The sequence below is a fragment of the Dickeya ananatis genome (assembly GCF_019464615.1).
GTDB classification, from domain to species: Bacteria; Pseudomonadota; Gammaproteobacteria; order Enterobacterales; family Enterobacteriaceae; genus Dickeya; species Dickeya oryzae.
Map to the genome: position 1 here is coordinate 677651 of NZ_CP040816.1, position 22481 is coordinate 700131.

A 22481-nucleotide genomic window follows, 5' to 3' on the forward strand; every position below is an offset into this window, starting at 1 on the left:
TGCGCAGGCCTTCAGTTGGTGGGTGGTTAAAATTGACCTGCATCAAAGAGCGAGAGGGGAAGGGCTGGTATACAGAGAGTCAGATTCGATTGGTTTTGCGCTGGCGTTAACGTTGCTGGCAGTTTGTTATCAATCGTGGATTTTGTATTCGGTTCAATAGACGCCGCTTAACGGAGGCAATAATGGTTACAGGTATTCAAATCACCAAAGCAAATAACAATGCCCTGGTTAACTCTTTCTGGCTGCTGGATGAAGAGAAATCTCAGGCGCGTTGTGTCTGTGCCAAATCGGAGTTTAACGAAGATCAAATCGTGGCTATCAGCGATCTGGGGCAGTTCGAATATCGCGAAGTACCGCTGGAAATCAAACCGGAAGTGCGCGTTGAGGGGGGCCAGCATCTGAACGTGAACGTATTGCGTCGTGAAACACTGGAAGATGCAGTGAAGAACCCGGAAAAATACCCGCAGTTGACCATTCGTGTGTCGGGTTATGCCGTTCGTTTCAACTCGCTGACGCCTGAACAACAGCGTGATGTCATCGCCCGTACCTTTACTGAAAGCCTGTAAGTACGTCGACAAAACAGAGAGTCAGGCGAAGAACGATAGCTTCACCTGAACATACGTTATACAAGCCATCGTTATACAAACCATGCCGGTCATACAATGTGCCCGGCATGTTTTTTTATGGGGCGGGATTAGCAGGTATCAATAGCCTGACGCTGATTTTCAGTTGTCCCTAAAAACACAGGGAGCCATTTGGCTCCCTGTGTGGTTTAACGGTCAACACACTTGCTTTAGGTATTATCCGCGGGTTTTTCTTTCGGTTGTTCCGCTGACGCTTTGGCGCTGGGCTGACGACGTTTACCGATATTTTTGCTATCGCGGTGGCGCACCTTGACCTTCGCCTTCTGCTTTTCTTTCTCTTTTTCTTTCTGCTCTTTGCGCTTAGCCAGCACTTTCTTCGATGGCTTACCAGTAGATTTGGGGCTTGGCGCACGGGTACTCGGGCGTAATTCATCAATGACACGCGCTTTCAATGGCTCGTTCAGATAACGACCAATTTTATCGAGCAGCAGATAGTCATGTGCCTCGACCAGCGAGATAGCGCAGCCTTTACGACCCGCTCGTCCGGTACGGCCAATGCGATGCAGATAAACGTCAGACGTGCGGGGTAAATCGAAGTTGAACACGTGGCTGACATCCTGAATATCCAGACCGCGTGCGGCGACATCTGTAGCAACCAGCACTTTCACACGGCCTTCACTTAATCGTTTGATGGCTTCATTGCGTTTGGCCTGCACCATTTCTCCTTCCAGGTAACAGGACTCGATGCCAGCAGATCGCAACCAGTCTACCAGTTCATGCACTCGCTCACGTTTGCGCACAAATACGATGGAACGCGTGACATCCGGTTGTTTGAGCAGGTTGCTGAGTAGCGCGGTCTTGTGCTGAATGTCGTCGGCACGGTAATACCATTGCAGGATTTTTTTACGCTCACGCCGCGACGGTTCGGCTTCCACTTCTATAGGGTCGTTTAGCAGTCGCTCGGCAAAATCCTGAATAGCATCCCCTTCAAGCGTTGCAGAGAACAACATGGTCTGCTTACGCCAGCGAGTTTCACCGGCAATATGCTCGATGTCCTGCGCAAACCCCATGTCCAGCATGCGGTCTGCTTCATCCAGAATCAGGGTTTCTACTGCACGACAGTCAAAATTCTCTTCTTTGATGTATTGCAATAAACGACCCGTCGTGGCGACAACCACATCCTGATTTTCGCTAAACACCTCGGCGTGGTTCATATAAGCCACCCCGCCGGTGATGGTCGCAATGTCCAGATGAGTATGAGCCGCCAATGCCCGAGCCTGATCGGCCACCTGCATCGCCAGTTCCCGGGTCGGTGTCAGGATCAGGATCCGCGGCGGGCCGGATTTTTTACGCGGAAAATCCAGCAGGTGTTGTAAAACCGGTAGCAGATAGGCTGCGGTTTTGCCGGTTCCGGTCGGTGCGGAGCCCAGTACATCACGCCCTTCCATCGCCGGAGGAATTGCCTCGGCCTGAATGGCGGTCGGACGGCTGAAGCCCATGTCGCGCAAGGCGTCAAGCAGGCTGTCATCAAGATCAAACTCGGAAAAATTGGTCGCAGTCATGGTCTACCTCTGTTCGGGGCGCTGATTATAGACGCATTGGCGGGGTTGTTCATCTGTTTAAGCGGCATTCGCCACTTTTCCCGGGCGGGCGTTTCTCCTATGCTAACCGCGGTTTGACAACAATACGGCATAAACACGGCATAGCAATGACCTTCCAGCAGCATACACCGGCTCCGCGCGCCGGAGGATTTACTTTTAAACAGTTTTTTGTCGCGCATGACCGTTGCGCGATGAAAGTGGGAACCGATGGCGTGTTGCTGGGCGCATGGACACCACTGCATCGGGAAACGCGGATACTCGACATCGGCTGTGGTTCCGGTCTGGTGGCCTTAATGCTGGCGCAACGCAGTGGTGGGCAGGTGCCTATAGACGGTGTAGAACTGGATGCCGCCGCCAGTGCGCAGGCGGCAGACAATGTGGCATTGTCACCCTGGGCTAATGCTATACGAATTTATCAGGCCGATATTCTGGCCTACGCTCGGGATACAGCGTCGCGTTACTCGTTGATCGTGAGTAATCCGCCCTATTTTCCCCCCGGTGTGGATTGCGCATCGACCCAGCGTGCACAGGCGCGTTATACCACCACGTTGACGCATGACGCGTTATTGGATTGCGCCAGTCGGCTACTGGCGCCTGAGGGGCGATTTTGTGTCGTGTTGCCGGTAAATGGGGCGGAAGATTTCTTAACGCTGGCACAACAGTTGGCATGGCGTGCTGATATCCGCGTCGATGTGGCGGACAGTGCGAGTCGGCCGGTCAATCGGGTGCTGCTGTCACTGCGGCGTGGAGGCGAGTCGGAGATAAGCGCGATAGCAGTGAATCGAACGTCGTTAATCATTCGTGATGACGACCGCCAATATTCGTCGTCTTTTCAGGCCTTGACGCGGGATTTTTATTTGTCGATGTGAAAAGGGATGCTGGAAGGGAAACGCTCTCCTGAGTAGCCCGTTTGTTGCCCGGTAGGTGAAGGGAGTCTGCCGGGGGAGACCCGGCAGAGGCACTGAGTTATGCATTAAGGATGAAGTATCGTGGGGTGTGGGTTTGGCGAACGTTCTGGATAATCGAGCGTGTAGTGCAACCCCCGGCTCTCTTTACGCTCCAGCGCACAGCGCACAATCAATTCCGCGACCTGAACCAGATTGCGTAGTTCTAACAGATTGTTAGAGAGACGGAAGTGGGCGTAATACTCACTGATTTCCTGCTGTAGCAGCGTGATACGCCGCAGTGCACGCTCCAGTCTTTTGGTGGTGCGCACAATGCCGACATAATCCCACATAAATAGCCGCAGCTCGTGCCAATTATGTTGAATCACGACCCTTTCATCCGAGTTTTCTACCTGGCTTTCATCCCAGCGAGGCAGCGATTCCACCAGTGTTTTTTCGGGTAAGTGCTGCAAAATGTCTTCGGCGGCAGACCAGCCATATACCAGACATTCCAGCAGTGAGTTCGAGGCCATACGGTTCGCACCATGCAACCCGGTATAGCTGACTTCGCCAATGGCATACAGGCCGTCCAGATCGGTACGCCCTTGCTGGTCAACCACGACGCCGCCACAGGTATAATGCGCTGCTGGAACAACAGGAATAGGTTCCCGGGTTAGATCAATGCCCAGTGACAGTAACTTTTCGTAGATAGTTGGGAAGTGCTGCGTGATAAAGTCCGCGGGTTTATGACTGATATCCAGATACATGCAGTCTACGCCCAGACGTTTCATTTCATGATCGATAGCCCGGGCGACAATATCACGAGGTGCCAGTTCTGCCCGTTTGTCAAAATCGGGCATGAAGCGGCTGCCATCTGGCCGGGTTAACCAGGCACCTTCACCCCGCAGCGCTTCGGTCAGCAAAAAATTGCGGGCCTGTGGGTGATACAAACACGTCGGGTGGAACTGGTTAAACTCCATATTGGCTACCCGACAGCCCGCCCGCCAGGCCATAGCGATACCGTCCCCGGAGGAAATATCAGGGTTGGTGGTGTACTGGTAAACTTTGGCGGCACCGCCGGTGGCGAGCACCACGGCTTTGGCGCGGCAGGATTCAACGTGCTCTTTTTCGCGGCTCCACAAATAAGCGCCGACAACCCGTTTGTGGCCCGGCAAGCCGAGTTTGCTGGAGGTGATCAAATCCACCGCATTGCAACGTTCCAGCAAGACAATATTGGGGTGTTGTTTCGCCTGGCTCACCAGCGTGGTTTCTACCGCTTTGCCTGTGGCGTCTGCCGCATGCAGGATACGGCGATGGCTATGGCCGCCTTCGCGTGTCAGGTGGTAGCGTGCTTCGCCATGCGGTGCGGGTTCGGTGTCGAATAACACGCCTTGATCGATAAGCCACTGCACGCAATGACGCGCGTTACGGGCAATAAACGAGACCGCTTCCCTGTCGCATAAACCGTCGCCAGCAATCAGGGTATCGTTGATATGGGCATCAATGCTGTCGGTTTCATCAAAGACGGCGGCTATCCCGCCTTGTGCATAGAACGTAGCGCTTTCGCTAAGCGGGCCTTTACTCAGCACCATGACACGTGCATGGGGCGCCAGACGTAGCGCCAGTGATAATCCAGCGGCTCCGCTGCCGATAATCAGCACATCACAGTGGTAGTCTGTAACTGAAGACATCATGATCGTTGTTTAATTTATAAAACGGTATTTTTGAATCTAGCACAATATTTATCTTAAATGCACGCATGTGTTTAGTGTATTAAACATTGTGGGTGTAAAAAGGTGGAACGGGGTGCCAGCAACGGGCTTTTGACGTATGATTTGCCCATTGGTTGGGGAACGTCATGAGAATAAAACCCCACAGAGCAGCACGGTGACACGCAGCAGGTATCCGACAGGATGCAAAAAAAGCGTCGTGTAGTGGAACTTTATGACATTAAAAGACTCCAAGCCGATGCTTGCTCGATTTCAGATATATGGCTGGCAGTACATGACTTAGGCGTGGCGACACGGTTTTGGGGAGACATGATCTCGGATGAGCGAGCAGTTAGCGGATCAGGTGCTGGTTGAGCGGGTCCAGAAAGGCGACAGAAAAGCGTTTAATTTACTGGTCGTTCGTTATCAGCATAAAGTGGCGAGTCTGGTATCGCGTTACGTTCCCTCTGGGGATGTACCCGATGTAGTGCAGGAGTCGTTTATCAAAGCCTATCGCGCGCTGGAGTCGTTTCGTGGCGAGAGTGCCTTTTACACCTGGTTGTACCGCATTGCCGTGAACACGGCGAAGAATTATCTGGTGGCTCAGGGGCGACGTCCTCCCTCCAGCGATGTGGATGCGAACGACGCTGAAAATTACGAAAGTGCCAGCGCGTTGAAAGAAATATCGAACCCTGAGAATTTAATGTTGTCTGAAGAGTTACGACGGATCGTTTTCCATACTATCGAGTCATTGCCCGAAGATTTACGTCTGGCAATTACGTTGCGTGAACTGGATGGGCTGAGTTATGAGGAGATCGCCGACATCATGGATTGCCCGGTCGGTACAGTTCGCTCGCGCATATTCCGCGCACGGGAAGCGATTGATAATAAAGTGCAACCGCTTATTCAGCGTTAGCTTGTTCTTAACGTTACTCATGACGGGTTTGACAAGGTAAGGTGAAGTTATGCAGAAAGAAAAACTTTCCGCTTTAATGGATGGTGAGGCAGTGGATAATGCGCTGCTGGGTGCCTTGTCCAAAGACGATGCATTGCAGCAAAGCTGGCAGCGTTACCATCTGGTACGTGACACGTTACGAGGGGATATCAGTGAAACGCTGATGCAGGTTGATATCGCTTCGCGTGTGGCTGCCGCCCTCGAACAGGAACCGGTTCCGTTTAAAACGAAAACCGAGCCGGAATCTCAGCCGCATCCTCAGTCCTGGCAGGCGTTGCCGTTCTGGCACAAAGTCCGTCCACTCGCCAGTCATCTGACACAAATTGGTGTGGCCGCGTGCGTTTCGCTGGCAGTGATTGTTGGTGTTCAGCACTACCAGCAAAGCAACGTCGTTAGCGATACTATGGCGGAAAACACGCCGGTATTGAGCACGTTACCGGTGATGGGGGGCTCCGCTTCTCCAGTGAGTCTGAGCGTGCCTGCGGAAAATAGCGTAGCGCATGCCGGACAGCGTCAGATGCAGGCACAGCATGAGCGTATTAATGCGCTGCTGCAGGATTACGAACTGCAGCGCCGTGTGCATTCTGATCAGCTCCAGTTGCAGCAGCAAGGGAGCCAGCAACAGGCCGCCGTACAGGTGCCTGGTACTCAGTCATTAGGAATTCAGCCGCAGTAATGAAGCGCTTCTGGTTTGCCGCATGTGTATTGCTGGGCAGCCTGTCTTATTCCTCCCTCGCCCCGGCAAGTGATTCCGGGGCGTTGTTGCAGCAGATGAGCAGCGCCAGCCGATCATTAAATTACGAAATTTACTACATCAATGTTTCCCGTCAGGGCATTGAGTCATTGCGCTACCGGCATTCGGTACAAAATGGCGAAACGCTGGCTGAACTTATTCATCTGGATGGTCCGAAGCGCGAAGTGATTCAGCGTGGTGGCGATATTAGCTATTTCGAAGCGGATGCCGAACCTTTCACGTTATCTGGCGATCACATCGTCGATTCGTTGCCGGCACTGATTTTCGCCAACATTGAGCGTTTGTCTGCTTATTACGACTTTATTCCTACCGGTCGTATCCGTCTGGCTGATCGCCAGGGTGATGTCGTGAGGATCGTCTCGCGGGATGGCACGCGTTTCAGTTATATCGTCTGTCTTGATGCGGAGTCTCGCCTGCCATTGCGGGTCGATCTGCTCGATCAGAATGGCGAGTTGCTAGAGCAGTTCCGGGCGATTTCTGTCACGGTGGATAAAAATGTGCAGCTAGCCATGAAACCGCTCGATAAAGTCAGTCAGCCGCCGTCTCTCAGTATTTCTACGACGTCTGTTGCCGATTTTAACTGGACGCCGGAGTGGCTGCCGGTTGGTGTTGAAGAAGTGTCGCGCAGTCAGCGTCCTCTACCGGGGGTGACTGGTCTGACAGAATCGCGTCTTTATAGTGATGGTTTGTTCAGCTTTTCCGTTAATATCAGTCCGGTAGGGGAAAACCATCCTGACCAGAATGCCTCGTTGGGGCGCAGAACTATCCATACCGAAGTACGGAATAACCGTGAGATCACGGTGATTGGTGAGTTGCCGTTGGCAACCGCCAAACGTATTGCGGATAACGTGCTCTTCAAGGCGCAGCCATGATTAAAGAATGGGCGACGGTGGTATCGTGGCAGTCGGGTATCGCCGTGTTGCATTGCGAACAACGCTCCGGGTGTCAGAGTTGCCAGTCCCATACATCATGTGGCACCGGCTTACTGAATCAGATTGGTGGTGCACCAACACACCAACTGAGCGTTGCGTATTCGCAGCCTTTGTCACCCGGTCAACGGGTGGAAATCGGTCTGGCGGAGTCCAGCCTGCTGCGATCGGCAATGCTGGTTTATCTGCTGCCGTTGCTGGGGCTGATGCTGGGGGCCACGCTGATGCAATACTGGCTGGAGAACGAACCGGCAACAGTCATCGGCGCCTTTGTCGGCGTGGCGGTGAGTTTCGCTCTGGTAAAGCGTTTATCTGCGAAAATTAGCAATAATCAGCGTTATCAGCCGGTGATTCTGCAGGTTTCTTTGCCTGAAAATCTACTGCGAACCGATATGACGCCGGAACGTTGAAACGCAGGCGGCCAGCAGGGTAGCAGGCTGGTGGCCGGTTTGCTTTTTTCCCTTTAATGACTTTTTACCTCTGCTTTCATCTTCTCATCCATAACCTTGCCATAATCAAGAAATTGATTCGATGCGCCATGACTAGGTTTTCCTCCGTATGGCATGTAGAATGCTGCGATTCAGGTATATGACAGTAGCTATGGCTGTCATCACATTGCGCATGCCGTTCGGCAAGAATTTCAGAAATACCAAGGTAGAAAAACTTTTATAATGAAGCATATACGAAATTTCTCCATTATTGCTCACATCGACCACGGTAAGTCGACGCTCTCTGATCGCATCATCCAAATTTGTGGTGGCTTGTCCGAACGTGAAATGGAGGCGCAAGTGCTGGACTCCATGGATCTGGAGCGTGAGCGTGGTATTACCATCAAAGCTCAGAGTGTGACGCTGGATTACAAGGCTTCCGACGGCCAGACTTATCAGCTCAACTTTATCGATACCCCCGGACATGTCGACTTCTCCTATGAGGTTTCCCGCTCACTGGCAGCCTGTGAAGGCGCATTGCTGGTCGTGGACGCCGGGCAAGGGGTTGAAGCGCAAACGTTGGCTAACTGCTATACCGCGATCGAAATGGATCTGGAAGTGGTGCCTGTGCTGAACAAGATTGACCTGCCGGCGGCAGATCCTGATCGCGTCAGCCAGGAAATCGAAGATATCGTGGGTATCGATGCGACCGATGCGGTGCGCTGTTCTGCCAAAACCGGCGTCGGTGTGCCGGATGTGCTGGAACGTCTGGTGCGTGATATTCCGCCGCCGGAAGGCGACCCGGAAGCGCCGTTGCAGGCACTGATTATCGACTCCTGGTTTGATAACTATCTGGGAGTGGTATCGCTGATCCGTATTAAAAACGGTACGTTGCGTAAAGGCGATAAAATCAAAGTCATGAGCACCGGCCAGGTGTATAACGCTGAGCGTTTAGGGATTTTCACCCCTAAACAGGTGGACCGCGATGCCTTGCAGTGCGGTGAAGTTGGCTGGCTGGTCTGTGCCATCAAAGATATTTTGGGTGCACCGGTGGGCGATACCCTGACGCTGGCGCGTAAGCCTGCTGACACACCACTGCCGGGCTTTAAAAAGGTCAAACCGCAGGTCTATGCCGGTTTGTTCCCGGTCAGTTCCGACGATTATGAAGCGTTCCGTGATGCATTGGGTAAACTCAGCCTGAATGACGCGTCGTTGTTCTACGAGCCGGAAAGTTCTACCGCGCTGGGCTTTGGTTTCCGTTGTGGTTTCCTGGGGCTTTTGCACATGGAAATCATTCAGGAACGTCTGGAGCGTGAATACGATCTTGACCTGATCACTACGGCACCGACGGTGGTGTACGAAGTGAAAACCACCAGCAACGAGGTTATCTATGTCGACAGTCCGTCCAAACTGCCGCCAGTCAATAACATCGAAGAACTGCGCGAGCCGATAGCCGAGTGTCATATGCTGTTGCCGCAGGAATATCTGGGTAATGTGATCACCCTTTGCGTGGAAAAACGCGGCGTGCAGACCAATATGGTCTACCACGGCAATCAGGTGGCACTGACCTATGAAATTCCGATGGCAGAAGTAGTACTCGATTTCTTTGATCGCCTCAAGTCCACCTCACGTGGTTATGCATCGCTGGATTACGGTTTCAAACATTTTCAGGCATCAGACATGGTACGTGTGGATGTGTTGATCAACGGCGAACGTGTGGATGCGCTGGCGCTGATCACCCACCGTGATAATTCGATGTATCGCGGTCGTGAGCTGGTGGAAAAAATGAAAGATTTGATTCCACGCCAACAGTTCGACATCGCGATTCAGGCGGCGATCGGCAACCATATTATTGCCCGTTCCACCGTCAAACAGCTACGCAAGAACGTTCTGGCGAAATGTTACGGCGGCGACGTCAGCCGTAAGAAGAAACTGCTGCAGAAACAGAAGGAAGGGAAGAAACGCATGAAGCAGGTAGGGAATGTCGAGCTGCCGCAGGAAGCGTTTTTGGCCATTCTGCATGTTGGAAAAGAAAGCAAATAACCCTGAGGAGTTGGCATGGCCAATATGTTTGCCCTGATTTTGGCATTGGCAACGCTGGTGACCGGCGTTGTCTGGTGTCTGGAGCGGTTCAAATGGGCGCCGGCTCGGCGTGCCAAGATTTCTGCATTGAGCCAGCAGGTTGGTGGTGCTCTCGACGAGAAAGCGCTGGCGAGCAGCATCAAACAGCCGGGGTGGGTAGAAACGTTCGCGTCAGTCTTTCCTGTACTGGCGTTGGTGTTTGTCGTGCGTTCATTCATCTTCGAACCGTTTCAGATCCCTTCCGGTTCGATGATGCCAACGTTACTGATCGGGGATTTCATTCTGGTCGAAAAATTTGCTTACGGTCTCAAGGATCCGATAACGCAAACGACGTTGATTGAAACCGGGCATCCGAAGCGTGGCGATATCGCGGTCTTTAAATACCCGGAAAATCCGCGTCTGGATTACATCAAACGTGTGGTGGGGTTACCGGGTGATCGTGTGAGTTATGACCCTATCGCCAAGCAGGTTACCATCCAGCCGGGATGTGGCGATAAGTCGAGCTGTACCAGTGCGTTACCGGTGACCTATAGCAACGTTGAACCCAGCGATTTTGTACAGACGTTTAGCGGTAGCGGGCGTGAGATGACCAGCGGTTTCTATCAGATTCCGGTGGGCCAGAAAAGCGAAGGCATTCGCATGGCGACCCGCAAGGAAACGCTGGGCGATGTGACGCACAATATTCTCGCTGTACCCGGCGCTCAGGACCAACTGGGAATGTATTATCAACAACCCCGTCAGCCTCTGGGTAGTTGGGTGGTGCCCGCAGGTCATTACTTCATGATGGGGGATAACCGCGATAACAGTGCCGACAGCCGTTATTGGGGATTTGTTCCAGAAAGAAATCTGGTGGGTAAAGCGACGGCTATCTGGATGAGTTTTGAAAAACAGGAAGGTGAATGGCCCACAGGTGTGCGTTTAAGTCGCATTGGTGGGATTCATTAATCGAATGTAAATAAACTCGCAGCATATTTGCGACTTCCGTTGTAGAATATTTCTGAATAATAAATGCTGGCTCCCGGGCGGGAGCCACTGCAAACGAAACAGTTTTGACTTAAGTGTAGTGGCAAGGCAGGGCTGTTCCGTATGCTGTTGTTTAAAAAAGGCATTATAGATCTATTGGTAGCACATGAACCCCATCCTGATAAATCGTTTACAAAAAAAGCTGGGCTATACTTTCCAACAATATGACCTTTTATTGCAGGCACTGACGCATCGTAGCGCCAGCAGTAAACATAACGAGCGGCTGGAGTTCCTGGGGGATTCCATTCTGAGTTTCGTTATTGCCAATGCGCTCTATCACCGTTTTCCCCGCGTGGATGAAGGTGATATGAGTCGGATGCGTGCAACGCTGGTGCGCGGTAATACACTGGCGGAAATTGCCCGAGAGTTCGAATTGGGCGAATGTCTGCGCCTTGGTCCTGGTGAATTGAAAAGTGGTGGCTTCCGCCGTGAGTCTATTCTGGCGGATACCGTCGAAGCATTAATCGGCGGTGTATTTCTGGACAGTAATATCCAGACCATCGAGCGGCTTATTCTGTCGTGGTATCAAACCCGTCTGGATGAAATAAGCCCTGGAGACAAACAAAAAGATCCGAAAACCCGCCTGCAGGAGTTCTTGCAGGGACGCCACTTACCGTTGCCGACCTATCTGGTGGTGCAGGTACGTGGCGAGGCGCACGATCAGGAATTTACTATTCATTGCCAGGTCAGCGGGTTTAGTGAGCCGGTAGTGGGTACTGGGTCTAGCCGTCGTAAAGCCGAGCAGGCTGCGGCGGAACAGGCCCTGAAAAAGCTGGAGCTTGAATGAGCGAAGAACAGACCTACTGCGGCTTTGTCGCGATCGTTGGCCGACCGAACGTCGGTAAATCCACCCTACTGAACCAGTTGTTGGGGCAGAAGGTGTCTATTACCTCGCGTAAGCCGCAGACGACGCGTCACCGTATTATGGGGATCCACACCGAAGGGCCGTATCAGGCTATCTACGTGGATACCCCAGGACTGCATATCGAAGAAAAACGCGCTATCAACCGCCTGATGAACCGGGCGGCCAGTAGTTCAATCGGTGACGTGGAATTGATCATCTTCGTGGTGGAAGGTACCCACTGGACTGACGATGATGAAATGGTAGTGAACAAGCTGCGCGATCAGAAAACGCCGGTGCTGTTGGCTATCAATAAAGTGGATAACGTCACAGATAAGACGAAGCTGCTGCCGCATATCCAAATGCTGAGTGAAAAGATGAATTTCCTCGATGTGGTACCGATCTCTGCAGAGAAAGGCACTAATGTCGATACCATCGCCGCGATTGTGCGTAAGCATCTGCCGCAGGCCATTCACCATTTCCCGGAAGACTATATTACCGACCGTTCACAACGTTTCATGGCATCGGAAATCATTCGCGAAAAGCTGATGCGTTTCCTGGGTGAAGAACTGCCGTACTCAGTGACGGTGGAGATTGAGCGTTTTGTCGCCAACGAACGTGGTGGTTACGACATCAATGGCCTGATTCTGGTAGAGCGTGAAGGCCAGAAAAAGATGGTGATTGGCAATAAAGGTACCAAGATTAAAACCATCGGTATCGAAGCGCGTCAGGATATGGAACAGATGTTTGAGGCCAAGGTTCATCTGGAATTGTGGGTGAAGGTTAAATCTGGCTGGGCGGACGATGAGCGTGCGCTGCGTAGCCTGGGTTACATTGACGACCTGTAAGGCATACGCCGATGGAAGGCTGGCAGCGCGCATTTGTCTTGCATGGGCGACCTTACAGTGAAACCAGCTTGTTGCTGGATCTGTTTTCTGAGAATGAAGGCCGTGTGCGGGTGCTGGCAAAAGGTGCCCGGGCGCGGCGTTCCAGTCTTAAAGGGGCGCTTCAACCCTTTACACCGCTGCTGGTACGCTGGGGCGGGCGAGGTGAAGTGAAAACGCTTCGTAACGCTGAGCCTGTTTCTCTCGCATTGCCGTTGAGTGGTTCACTGCTCTATAGCGGTTTGTATGTGAACGAGCTGCTGACGCGCGTACTGGAGCTGGAAACCAATTATTCCGCCCTGTTTTTCGATTATCTCCACTGTTTACAACAATTGGCTGCCACCAACGGATCGCCAGAACCTGCATTGCGTCGTTTCGAGTTGGCGTTGCTGGAGCATCTGGGTTATGGCGTCGATTTTCTGCACTGTGCCGGTAGCGGCGAACCCGTTGCTGATACCATGACCTATCGTTACCGTTCAGAGAAAGGCTTTATTGCCAGCCTGGTGGTAGATAACGTCAGCTTTACCGGACGTGAATTGCAGGCGCTGGCGTCAAGAGAGTTTCCCGACACCGATACATTGCGTGCCGCCAAACGTTTTACTCGTATGGCGCTGAAACCTTATCTTGGTGGCAAACCACTGAAGAGTCGGGAGCTGTTTCGCCAGTTCATGCCGAAACCCTATAAAGCGGTACCGGGTGAAAAGATCTAGAACCGGCCGGGTACCGCCAGCGCTGGCCGGGGTGTACACTGCGGCGAAGACTTAATTATTGAAGGATGGATCATGGCTGAGTTGTTGTTGGGCGTAAATATCGATCATATTGCCACCCTGCGTAATGCTCGTGGTACAGCATATCCCGATCCGATTCAGGCGGCATTTGTCGCAGAACAGGCGGGAGCAGACGGTATCACCGTGCATTTGCGTGAGGATCGCCGCCATATTACCGATCGCGATGTGCGTTTATTGCGTCAGACCATCCAGACCCGCATGAATCTGGAGATGGCAGTAACGGATGAAATGCTGGCGATAGCCTGTGAGCTGAAACCGCATTTTTGCTGTCTGGTGCCGGAAAAACGTCAGGAAGTGACGACGGAAGGCGGGCTGGATGTAGCGGGGCAGCTTGCGCGCATCACATCGGCGGTAACGCAATTACGTGAAGCGGGGATTCAGGTTTCGTTATTCATCGATGCCGATCGCACACAGATAGATGCCGCCGTTGCCAGTGGTGCACCTTATATTGAAATTCATACCGGTGCTTATGCTGATGCACAAGACGATGTGGCCCGGCAACAGGAATTTGAACGCATCCGCGATGCGGCGACCTATGCGACGTCTCGTGGCATCAAGGTTAATGCCGGTCATGGTCTGACTTATCATAATGTCCTGCCGATTGCGGCGCTGCCGGAAATGCATGAACTGAATATCGGTCATGCGATTATCGGGCGTGCGGTGATGAGCGGGTTGGCGCCGGCGGTGGCTGAGATGAAAACGCTGATGCGGGAAGCTCGTCGCTAATGGCGATTTTGGGTCTCGGTACGGATATTGTTGAAATCGCCCGTATTGAAGCGATCGTCGGTCGTTCCGGCGATCGCCTGGCTCGGCGAGTGCTCAGTCCCCAGGAATGGATACAGTATCAATCTCACTCTCAACCGATTCGCTTTTTGGCTAAGCGATTTGCGGTTAAAGAAGCCGCTGCCAAAGCGTTGGGCACCGGCATTCGCGATGGTTTGGCCTTTGCCCAGTTTGAAGTGGCAAATGATGCGTTGGGTAAACCCTGTTTGCGGTTTCTGGCGCGCGCCGCTGAACTGGCGCAAGCCTTGGGAGTGCAGCATGTGCATGTGTCGCTGGCGGATGAGCGACACTACGCTTGTGCTACGGTGATTATCGAAGGGTAAAATTGAATGGCATTATGCTGAGCGGGTATTACAGCTGGTCGGCATGGTGCAACAGGACAAATTTTTCCCACAACTGCTCGTGGTTTTCTGGGTGATTCGCGTCTTTGATAATGGTGTTGTCGATAGGGCAGACCTTTTGGCAGGTCGGCGTATCGTAATGCCCGACGCATTCGGTACAGCGTAGTGGGTCAATTTCATAGATCTCATCCCCCATCGAGATGGCTTGATTGGGGCATTCCGGCTCACACATATCGCAGTTAATGCATTTCGCGGTAATCAGTAGCGCCATGTCTTCTTTCCTTTCATCAATCAGCCGCCGATTATACTCTTCTACGGGCCAGTTACACAGCGTGGTTATGGTATAAACAATGCCGCTAGAGAAGGGCTCAAAAAGCGAGTTTATTCGATTGATTGACGGACTATACGACAAAGACATTAATCACTATTATGCGATTGTAGTGCATAATTTCTCATAGCTTTTTGATATAAAAAAACAAAAATTCCCATGCAATGTGTCCGTCATATTCGCTTTGTACTGTAACTTGCATTACAGTCAACCCAGATGAAGATTGTCGGGGTGAGGCCGATAAACTCATGCGTGCATGTGGTATACTTGATCTGTAAGCATCTCCTTCAATGGCGGAACACATAGTGCAGCAAAACAGTCACTTTAATCAGCCCGGCTCTGCAGCCTCTATTTCCGGGGAGGCACTGCTTACAGATGCTGATTACTGTCACGGCTGCCATCGGCGATACAGATTTCAGCCCATTTATCGCACGTCAGGTCGTTTAATGGGCATTGAGTTACTGACCGCCGTTTTTCATCCATCCATGCCGCAGACGTTTTTATCTCCAGAACAGTATTTTGCCCGCCTGAGTGTTGAAGAACGCTTGCAAATTGTTATTGAACAGCTTCAGCTACTTAACCAGTGGCACGACCGCTTTGTTCGTGATGGGTTACGCGCCTCCGTGAATATTGATGGTCAGACCCTACTGGCTTTGCAGGAAAGTCGCGAGGCTAAAGCACTGCTGGCGACCATGCCCTGGCTACGTTTTGAGTTAGTTGAAAGTCTGGCTGTATTGCCCCATGACGTGCTGGCGTCACTCCCCGAAGCGAACCAGCTCTGGTTGGATGATTTCGGCTGCGGTGTAGCGAATTTTTCCTCGTTGGCGCAAGTAAAATACGATTGCATCAAGATTGCTCGTGAGCTTTTCATTATGCTGCTACAAAGCGAAGAGGGCAGAAAGCTGTTCCCATCGCTGGTCTCTTTGATTGCGACTTACTGTAATGATGTGGTAATTGAAGGGGTTGAAACGCAAGAAGAGTGGGAGATAGTCAGGCAATCCAATGCTTCTGCTGCCCAAGGGTATTTCCTGTCTCGACCTCAACCATTTGAAAATATGGAAGATCTCCGTTCAGAGCTGTAATTACGCCTGCTTAATATTCCTGCCTGAGTCACTACTGCTTATTTGATTAGAGTAAGTCCTCACAACTCCCACAAACCCTATCTCCGGCTCATTAATCCCTTGAGGGGAAAAGAAAAATTCATCTTCCAAAAATATACCGTATAAAATAAATGATTAGATTGCTAGCCATGGATTTTTCATTTTTTATGCCTTGTTTTTTATATAAATATAGTGTTTTATGTGGCCGAGGCGCTGTTTTCTGAATAGGGAAACTGTGATGATAGCTGAAAAAATCAGCTATCATAAGAGAAAGAACTGGCTAAACCTTAAAGATATAACCATTTGATTTGCAAATACAAAAAAATAAATGTTTGCTACCAACGATCAAAAATCGTCTGGTGATAGTTTTTTTTGATTAAAATGATGTGACTTATCGGTATAATTGATTTGCTTACGAAAAATTGATAGTCAAAATACTGCGCTACGAAATCTGTAAAGAGCTGTATCAAAATATTAGCCAGGCTTATGTCTATAACGATCATTAATATAACTGATTAAGCTAATTCTCTTGATTTTATTATTTAGGTCTGCACACAGCGATATAATGGAGGCTTTATGCTGTCGTTTTTATGGCTATGAACCTGTCCTGCAGAGCTGGATAGTTTTTTCATTCATCCTTTCTACTCTCCGGAAATGTGCCAACCCTGAAAATCCATACGAGGGGAGTTATTACCGGGATTTTTCGTCTTCAGTGATGCGATTTGTTCGTTCAGGACCGCTCCGGGCCTGAGGAGAGTGTTATTGTGTATGAAATTATAATAACCCTATTAATAGTGCTCTTAGGGATTTCTACTGCAAGAAGCCGTAAATTCCAGGAAAAAGCCGACTCAGAACAAAAAAAGCAAGACTTCCTGAATATGGTGTTCTTTGCCGCCGAGTACAGCCCATCATCCATTATGATCGCTAATGAAAGCTGCGAAATCGTGTATGTGAACCGTCAGTTCACCATGATGTCGGGTTATGAAGCGGAAGAAGTGATCGGTCGTAAAACCAATATATTAAGTTCGGGCATGACCAACGCCAGCGTGTATGAAGAACTGTGGTCTACCCTCAATAAAGGCGAGATTTGGAACGGCGAGTTCGTCAACCGTAAGAAAAACGGGCAGTTATATTGGGAAAAAGCCAGCATCGTCAAAATATATAATAAAGCCAGCGATGCGGTTCAGTACGTCAGCATAAAAATGGATATCACTGAGCGCAAGACTCAGGAACACCATGACAACTCTTATAACCGTGCGCTGGAGTTGCTTTCGAGCGGTGCGCCGCTGAAAGATATCCTGGACGCCATCATCTTCAGCGTTGAGGAGAAAAACCCTGGGCGGATCGTCTGTTCCGTGCTGCTGGTTGATAAGGAAAAGAAATGCCTGACGTTGGGGTCTGCGCCCAGTTTGCCGGGCTTTTACAAGAATGCGATTCACAACGTGAAAATTGCCGATGGGGCGGCGTCGTTTGGTTCGGCTGCGTACTCAGGTAAACGTGTGATTGCCGAGGATATCTCCACGCATCCGCATTGGACGTTGTATAAAGGTCTGGCATTGTATGCTGGCCTGCGTTCTTGCTGGTCTGAGCCCATCTTCGGGCAGAACAAGGAGATTCTGGGGGTACTGAGTGTTTATCACCGTAAAGTGTATTCCCCAACGGAGGATGAAATCGCCTCTATTGAGAAATCAGCACAGCTGGTGGCTGTCGCCATCGAGCGTTATCGGGCGATTGATATGCTGCGTCGTAGTGAAGAGCACTACCGGCAGCTGGCTCATTACGATTCTCTGACCTCGCTGGCTAACGGACTGACCTTCGCTGAGCAGATGGAGCAGGCTATCCAGTTGTCACGGCAGACAGGCCGGAAGATCGCACTAATGTTCCTCGATCTGGATAAATTTAAGCAGATTAACGATACCTTCGGCCATGCGACCGGGGATTTACTGCTCAAAGAGGCGGCGGCGCGTATGCGTGGTGCGGTACGTGAAACGGATACGGTGTACCGCCGTAGCGGTGACGAATTTATTATTCTGCTGCAGGGGATCAAAGAAGTCGAGAATACGTTGTATGTTGCGGACAAGATTCACCATGCCCTTAACGAACCTTTTTATATTGAGGGCAAGAAACTGGATATTTCATGCAGTATTGGGATCGCGCTGTATCCCGAACATGGAACTGATTCGCTGACATTAGCCATCAACGCAGATGCGGCAATGTATCAGGCGAAGGCATTAGGACGAAGCCAAACCCAAATCTACCATGACCTGAATACACATCAGTAGCGCCGAGGCGTTATCTCTCCCGCAAGGCTTCCATCCGGGCCTGTCGTATTGGCTTTAGCAGATAGCTGAGCAATGTCTTCCTGCCAGTAATAATATCCACATGAGCTACCATGCCAGGAAGGATCAGTTGTGGTTTGTCGATAGTCCCCAGGTAGTTGCTCTGCGTGCGTAACCGAACCAGATAGAAGCTGTTACCGGCTGGGTCTGTCATTGCATCCTGGCTAATCTGTTCGATATACCCTTTCAGGCTGCCAAATGTGGTGTGATCATAGGCGGCGAAAGTGATGACCGCCTCCTGGCCCGGGCGTAAGAACGCCATATCCTTCAACGGGACTCGGGCTTCTATCAGTAGCTTGTCATCCAGCGGCGTAATTTCCACCAATGTGCGGCCCGGTAACACTTGCCCATTAGTGGTATCGACCAAAATATGTTTGACCATACCCCGCACGGGCGATACGACCAGTGACAGCTCATCCGGGGTATTTACTGAGGCTTTTTCCTGTTGTGGGCTATGATCCAGTCGCATCAGTGGGTCGCCGATGTTAACGATTTGCCCTTCACGGATGTATAGCTCATTCAATTCACCCGTGACTGTTGCCTGGACCCGGTATTGCGGTGATTGGCTGAGCGTCTTTCCCGTCGCACTGACGACTTCATCTACTTGTGCAATGCCAGCCCAACCAACCAGAAACATGATGAAGACCAACATAATCCAGATCGATAGCCGAATGAGGCGGGGCGTATCTTCCACCAGTGCCTCACCGACTGCGGGCAGTGCGTGCGAGTCCTGCTGGTGGTGGTTGGATAAATACGTGTTGAAATAGCGAGTGAATTTAGCGAGACGCATTGATCTGCCCCTTCTTTAATGCATCCAGCACGATGGCTTTGGGGCCGTCGGCGATAATACGTCCTTTATCCACGATAATCAGTCTATCCACCAGCGTCAGCATGGATACCCGGTGTGTCACCAGCAACAATGTTTTGTTGGTAAGGATGGCTTGCAGGGCCTGTTTAAAGCGATCTTCACTGCTGTTATCCATCGCACTGGTGGGCTCATCCAGAACCAGGATAGGTGGATTAAGCAGCAGAGCACGGGCAATCGCTACCGCCTGCTTCTGGCCACCCGACAGGTTCATTCCGCGCTCGCCAACCTGCAGGTTATAGCCATCCGGGTGTAACCGGGCGAAATCATTGACACCCGCGATATCGGCGACTTTCAGCATGGCGTCGTCCTCAACGTAGCGGGCACCACAAATAAGGTTATCCCGCAACGTACCGCTGAAGAGATGGATATCCTGCGGCACGTAACCGATATGATGGCGTAGATCGGCGACATCGAGCTGGCGTGCATCGACACCGTCAATCAACAGGTTGCCGTGGGTGGGAGGGTAGAGGTTGACGATCAACTTTTCCAGCGAGCTCTTCCCCGAGCCGGTTCGGCCTATGATGCCGACTTTTTCACCCGGGCGAATAGACAAGTTAATATCGATCAGAGCTCGGTTTTTCTGTTCGGGGTAACTAAACGTGACGTCGCGAAATTCGATACCACCCTGGATGTTTTCTCGTTTTAGCGCAGAGTGTTGTTCGCTACGTTCTTGCGGCAGCATTATCAATTCCTGGGTTTCTTCCAGCGTTAACCTGGCGTGCTGGTAGCGGATAACCCACTCGGATATCGGCCCCAGGGTCAGCAATGCACGACTATTGAGCAGGTAACAGGCAAACAGCGTACCCAGCGTCAATTGGGCGTTTTGCAACTGGTAGACTCCAACGACTATCACGATGACACTGGCGAGATGTTGGCAGGCTTGTGTCAGATGCAAGGCGCAGGCTGACAACGTTTTCACCCTTAACTCCAGTCGACTAATCTCACCGCTGATGTGTTCCCACTGGTGCTGGCGTTCGCCTTCTGCGTTATTGATTTTAATGGCGTCTAACCCACTCAGTGTCTCGGTCAACAGCGCCTGGCGTTCATCCGTTAGTTGGCGGGAATGGACTTGTGCTATCAGTATGGGTTTTTGAAACAGCCAGTTAATCACCAATACCAGTAGTATCGTCAGTAATGGTACCCAAAGTAGTTGGCCACCTAAGATGCCGAGTAAGATCAACATCAGTAGCGAGAAGGGAACGTCTATCAGGCTACCCAGCGATTGTGACGATAACGTATCACGCAGGGCATGAAACTCCCGCACCCGATGCGCTACAGCGCCGACTCGTGCCGGGAACGCTGGGCGCATCATGCCGGTCAGCCGTTCGAATAGCGTGGCAGAAAGAATTAAATCGGTTTTTTTACCTGCAATATCCAGACAGACGCTGCGCAAGATGCGCAGAATAAGGTCGAATACCAGTGCAATACCCAGGCCGGAAGCCAGCACCCATAAGGTGGCTGTCGTTTGATTGGGGATAACCCGATCGTAGACCTGCATAACAAATAGCGGAATGAATAGCGCGATGATGTTGATGAGCAGGCTGGCGGCGATGGCATCAAGATAAAGAGGGCGAGACAGTTTCAGTGTGTCACGCAACCAGGCTTTGCTGCGTGCCAGTCGTGTCGCCATCGGGGCATCGAAACGATGAGCCGGCTGCGCGAACATGACCAATCCCAGATAGTTCTGCTGCAGCGTATTGTGGTCGACCATGATTTCGCCGCCTTCGGTTTCGCCGGTCATCAGACGGGCATTGCCGTCTTCAGTCCAACCCAGCAGGATGGCAGCTCGACCTTCACGCAGTAGCAACATCGCTGGTAGTGACATGCTGGGTATCGCGTTTAACGAACGTTTGAGTATGCGGGCGCGCAAACCGGCACGCGCTGCAGCACGGGGCAGCAGACTGGTGGATAAACGCAGATCTTCCAGCGGTAATCCTGCCGTCAGTGTAGCACGACTGGTCGGCTTCCCCTGCAATTGACACAAAGCCAACAGGCAATCCAGCAAGGGATCATCATGACGGGCGCGAGGATCTTGATGTTGTAGAGAATGCGGACATTCTCCGCCTGGTGGCTGCTCATGGTGCGTATTCATGTCACTGCACATTCCTTAGCTATCGTGACTGCTTGCAGGCAAGGCGATCACAGATAAAAAATAACAATAAACAAAAGTGAGCAATATGGCCTGATTTTGTTGTTTTTTCTGGTGTTGACTGGCAAGCATTATTCATGGCGAACCTTACCAGGCGCAACCTTTCATTTCAGTTGTATCAGGCCGTTTGACGACGCAGAAAGATGTCGGCCGGTTCCTCTGCTCAGTTCGAACTCTCGGGTATTGGTCAATATAACTGACATTTTGATGCGATATAATACGCCCGTTAACTCTTGTATTGATCTCATTTTAGCGAGCTATCGACTCTACTCGAAACGTGAATAGCGGGCGGATAGTATCCTGGATAGCTTGCCGGGTGATGGCGAAAATGCCATTCTGATAGGTGGCCTGACGGTGTGGCGATAGAAAATCGTAGTCACACCGTCAGGCTTCTTCGCAGGGTATATCGCACGTGCGGCGTGACAAACGCCATCCAGCGGCAGTGTGTTATCCATTGATGCGGCTGCCTTGCTCGGGTGAAGACGATGGATTCTCGTGTCGGTATCCTCTGGTAGACACAGGCAGTAAGACGGGCTTAGCAAAGTTGTGCCAGTGTGCAACCATGTACATGCACCGTGGGCGTGTGTTTGAGGCCGTTATGTCTATCGGCTTGCAGCGTGGTAATAAAATGAAATCCTAATCAAGAGCGGAGGTTCCTCCTGTCGTGGGATTCTCTTCTATTGCTAATAAAAAAGGGCTTGGTATGTTTTACATTTTGCGTGACAGCAACGGGCATCTTATCAGGGTAGAAAGATCGCCGTTTCCGGAAATGAATGGTGAACTGCCGGATAATTCAGTCGAGGCAGCGGCATGGTTACATAACCAGCGGGCTATTCTGGCTAAAATCGAGCGCTTGCGCAGCAGCGATCTGGAAATGGTACGTGTACTTGAAGACTTGATTCAGGTGCTGATCACCAAAGGACAGATTAATATCACGGATTTTCCAGCGGCGGCGCAGCTTAAACTCATCAACCGGGCACGGGCGCGTGAAGAACTGGGTAATCTGGAGTCACTGATCCGTGAGGATGAAGATAAAATCTTCTGATGCTGATAAGTACCGACAAAACGGCTTGCCAGTTACCTTGCAAGCCGTTTTTTATTGGTCCGACAA

21 protein-coding genes are annotated in these 22481 nt (G+C 51.3%); 16 read left to right on the top strand and 5 right to left on the bottom strand.

Going from position 1 to position 22481, the window contains the following annotated elements:
- Positions 1-182 precede the first annotated feature (182 nt).
- Entirely contained in the window at positions 183-566 is a 384-nt protein-coding gene (grcA, locus tag FGI04_RS02990; protein WP_012885760.1) for an autonomous glycyl radical cofactor GrcA, read from the top strand.
- 227 nt (positions 567-793) lie between these two features.
- On the opposite strand, the gene srmB is transcribed toward grcA, so the two are convergent.
- Positions 794-2146, bottom strand: a complete 1353-nt coding sequence (gene srmB / locus FGI04_RS02995) for an ATP-dependent RNA helicase SrmB (protein ID WP_016941790.1) — start codon at positions 2144-2146, stop codon at positions 794-796.
- A gap of 146 nt (positions 2147-2292) precedes the next feature.
- On the opposite strand from srmB, the gene trmN reads away from it, so the two are divergent.
- Positions 2293-3054, top strand: coding sequence for a tRNA(1)(Val) (adenine(37)-N(6))-methyltransferase TrmN (trmN, locus tag FGI04_RS03000; RefSeq protein WP_407336215.1), 762 nt, complete (start codon positions 2293-2295; stop codon positions 3052-3054).
- Positions 3055-3158: 104 nt separating this feature from the next.
- On the opposite strand, the gene nadB is transcribed toward trmN, so the two are convergent.
- Positions 3159-4763 (bottom strand): L-aspartate oxidase, encoded by a 1605-nt coding sequence (nadB, locus tag FGI04_RS03005; protein WP_407339992.1) that lies wholly within the window; start codon positions 4761-4763, stop codon positions 3159-3161.
- A 355-nt stretch (positions 4764-5118) separates the two neighbouring features.
- Between nadB and rpoE the strand changes: the two genes are divergently transcribed.
- From rpoE to acpS, 11 genes are all read left to right on the top strand, one after another.
- A complete protein-coding gene (gene rpoE / locus FGI04_RS03010; protein WP_016941793.1) occupies positions 5119-5694 on the top strand; it encodes an RNA polymerase sigma factor RpoE in 576 nt (191 codons plus the stop codon).
- A gap of 49 nt (positions 5695-5743) precedes the next feature.
- Complete coding sequence (rseA, locus tag FGI04_RS03015) at positions 5744-6409, top strand: anti-sigma-E factor RseA (protein ID WP_407273896.1); 666 nt, start codon at positions 5744-5746, stop codon at positions 6407-6409.
- Positions 6409-7359, top strand: a complete 951-nt coding sequence (gene rseB / locus FGI04_RS03020; protein ID WP_023640494.1) for a sigma-E factor regulatory protein RseB — start codon at positions 6409-6411, stop codon at positions 7357-7359. The genes rseA and rseB overlap by 1 nt, the downstream gene beginning before the upstream one ends.
- Positions 7356-7826 carry a SoxR-reducing system protein RseC gene (rseC, locus tag FGI04_RS03025; protein ID WP_407273894.1) on the top strand — a complete coding sequence of 157 codons (471 nt, stop codon included), beginning with the start codon at positions 7356-7358 and terminating at the stop codon, positions 7824-7826. Before rseB ends, rseC begins: the two co-directional genes overlap by 4 nt.
- Positions 7827-8087: 261 nt before the next feature.
- Positions 8088-9887 (top strand): translation elongation factor 4, encoded by a 1800-nt coding sequence (gene lepA, locus FGI04_RS03030; RefSeq protein ID WP_342700170.1) that lies wholly within the window; start codon positions 8088-8090, stop codon positions 9885-9887.
- Between the two features lie 15 nt (positions 9888-9902).
- A complete protein-coding gene (gene lepB, locus FGI04_RS03035) occupies positions 9903-10871 on the top strand; it encodes a signal peptidase I (protein WP_016941798.1) in 969 nt (322 codons plus the stop codon).
- A 184-nt stretch (positions 10872-11055) separates the two neighbouring features.
- A complete protein-coding gene (gene rnc / locus FGI04_RS03040; RefSeq protein WP_012885750.1) occupies positions 11056-11736 on the top strand; it encodes a ribonuclease III in 681 nt (226 codons plus the stop codon).
- Positions 11733-12638, top strand: a complete 906-nt coding sequence (gene era, locus FGI04_RS03045; protein WP_019845897.1) for a GTPase Era — start codon at positions 11733-11735, stop codon at positions 12636-12638. Before rnc ends, era begins: the two co-directional genes overlap by 4 nt.
- Before the next feature lie 11 nt (positions 12639-12649).
- Entirely contained in the window at positions 12650-13384 is a 735-nt protein-coding gene (gene recO, locus FGI04_RS03050) for a DNA repair protein RecO (RefSeq protein WP_407336216.1), read from the top strand.
- Between the two features lie 72 nt (positions 13385-13456).
- Positions 13457-14188, top strand: a complete 732-nt coding sequence (gene pdxJ / locus FGI04_RS03055; protein WP_342700171.1) for a pyridoxine 5'-phosphate synthase — start codon at positions 13457-13459, stop codon at positions 14186-14188.
- Positions 14188-14568, top strand: a complete 381-nt coding sequence (gene acpS, locus FGI04_RS03060) for a holo-ACP synthase (protein ID WP_342700172.1) — start codon at positions 14188-14190, stop codon at positions 14566-14568. Before pdxJ ends, acpS begins: the two co-directional genes overlap by 1 nt.
- 28 nt (positions 14569-14596) lie before the next feature.
- On the opposite strand, the gene FGI04_RS03065 is transcribed toward acpS, so the two are convergent.
- Positions 14597-14857: a YfhL family 4Fe-4S dicluster ferredoxin gene (locus FGI04_RS03065; protein ID WP_019845901.1), complete on the bottom strand. Its 261-nt coding sequence runs from the start codon at positions 14855-14857 to the stop codon at positions 14597-14599.
- Between the two features lie 347 nt (positions 14858-15204).
- Here FGI04_RS03065 and pdeH point away from each other — a divergent pair, with 347 nt between their 5' ends.
- Together pdeH and FGI04_RS03075 are read left to right on the top strand one after the other, a co-directional pair.
- Positions 15205-15996, top strand: a complete 792-nt coding sequence (pdeH, locus tag FGI04_RS03070; RefSeq protein WP_342700173.1) for a cyclic-guanylate-specific phosphodiesterase — start codon at positions 15205-15207, stop codon at positions 15994-15996.
- A 782-nt stretch (positions 15997-16778) separates the two neighbouring features.
- Positions 16779-18296, top strand: a complete 1518-nt coding sequence (locus FGI04_RS03075) for a sensor domain-containing protein (RefSeq protein ID WP_342700174.1) — start codon at positions 16779-16781, stop codon at positions 18294-18296.
- Positions 18297-18306: 10 nt separating this feature from the next.
- Here the strand turns inward: FGI04_RS03075 and FGI04_RS03080 are convergent, their stop codons facing one another.
- Both FGI04_RS03080 and FGI04_RS03085 read right to left on the bottom strand, forming a co-directional pair.
- Entirely contained in the window at positions 18307-19143 is an 837-nt protein-coding gene (locus FGI04_RS03080) for a beta-barrel domain-containing protein (protein WP_407336217.1), read from the bottom strand.
- Positions 19130-21313: a type I secretion system permease/ATPase gene (locus FGI04_RS03085; protein WP_407273891.1), complete on the bottom strand. Its 2184-nt coding sequence runs from the start codon at positions 21311-21313 to the stop codon at positions 19130-19132. The genes FGI04_RS03080 and FGI04_RS03085 overlap by 14 nt, the downstream gene beginning before the upstream one ends.
- A 760-nt stretch (positions 21314-22073) precedes the next feature.
- Here FGI04_RS03085 and FGI04_RS03090 point away from each other — a divergent pair.
- Complete coding sequence (locus FGI04_RS03090; protein ID WP_012885740.1) at positions 22074-22415, top strand: tryptophan synthase subunit beta; 342 nt, start codon at positions 22074-22076, stop codon at positions 22413-22415.
- Positions 22416-22481 lie beyond the last annotated feature (66 nt).

Excerpts from the sequence above, each read along its gene's own strand:
- recO (WP_407336216.1), top strand. The coding sequence starts at position 12,650 with ATGGAAGGCTGGCAGCGCGCATTTGTCTTGCATGGGCGACCTTACAGT.
- rnc (WP_012885750.1), top strand. The coding sequence starts at position 11,056 with ATGAACCCCATCCTGATAAATCGTTTACAAAAAAAGCTGGGCTATACT.
- nadB (WP_407339992.1), bottom strand. The coding sequence starts at position 4,763 with ATGATGTCTTCAGTTACAGACTACCACTGTGATGTGCTGATTATCGGC.
- lepB (WP_016941798.1), top strand. The coding sequence starts at position 9,903 with ATGGCCAATATGTTTGCCCTGATTTTGGCATTGGCAACGCTGGTGACC.
- rpoE (WP_016941793.1), top strand. The coding sequence starts at position 5,119 with ATGAGCGAGCAGTTAGCGGATCAGGTGCTGGTTGAGCGGGTCCAGAAA.
- acpS (WP_342700172.1), top strand. The coding sequence starts at position 14,188 with ATGGCGATTTTGGGTCTCGGTACGGATATTGTTGAAATCGCCCGTATT.
- pdeH (WP_342700173.1), top strand. The coding sequence starts at position 15,205 with ATGGCGGAACACATAGTGCAGCAAAACAGTCACTTTAATCAGCCCGGC.
- FGI04_RS03085 (WP_407273891.1), bottom strand. The coding sequence starts at position 21,313 with ATGAATACGCACCATGAGCAGCCACCAGGCGGAGAATGTCCGCATTCT.
- rseC (WP_407273894.1), top strand. The coding sequence starts at position 7,356 with ATGATTAAAGAATGGGCGACGGTGGTATCGTGGCAGTCGGGTATCGCC.
- trmN (WP_407336215.1), top strand. The coding sequence starts at position 2,293 with ATGACCTTCCAGCAGCATACACCGGCTCCGCGCGCCGGAGGATTTACT.
- FGI04_RS03065 (WP_019845901.1), bottom strand. The coding sequence starts at position 14,857 with ATGGCGCTACTGATTACCGCGAAATGCATTAACTGCGATATGTGTGAG.
- FGI04_RS03090 (WP_012885740.1), top strand. The coding sequence starts at position 22,074 with ATGTTTTACATTTTGCGTGACAGCAACGGGCATCTTATCAGGGTAGAA.
- rseA (WP_407273896.1), top strand. The coding sequence starts at position 5,744 with ATGCAGAAAGAAAAACTTTCCGCTTTAATGGATGGTGAGGCAGTGGAT.
- srmB (WP_016941790.1), bottom strand. The coding sequence starts at position 2,146 with ATGACTGCGACCAATTTTTCCGAGTTTGATCTTGATGACAGCCTGCTT.
- FGI04_RS03080 (WP_407336217.1), bottom strand. The coding sequence starts at position 19,143 with ATGCGTCTCGCTAAATTCACTCGCTATTTCAACACGTATTTATCCAAC.
- grcA (WP_012885760.1), top strand. The coding sequence starts at position 183 with ATGGTTACAGGTATTCAAATCACCAAAGCAAATAACAATGCCCTGGTT.
- pdxJ (WP_342700171.1), top strand. The coding sequence starts at position 13,457 with ATGGCTGAGTTGTTGTTGGGCGTAAATATCGATCATATTGCCACCCTG.
- era (WP_019845897.1), top strand. The coding sequence starts at position 11,733 with ATGAGCGAAGAACAGACCTACTGCGGCTTTGTCGCGATCGTTGGCCGA.
- lepA (WP_342700170.1), top strand. The coding sequence starts at position 8,088 with ATGAAGCATATACGAAATTTCTCCATTATTGCTCACATCGACCACGGT.
- rseB (WP_023640494.1), top strand. The coding sequence starts at position 6,409 with ATGAAGCGCTTCTGGTTTGCCGCATGTGTATTGCTGGGCAGCCTGTCT.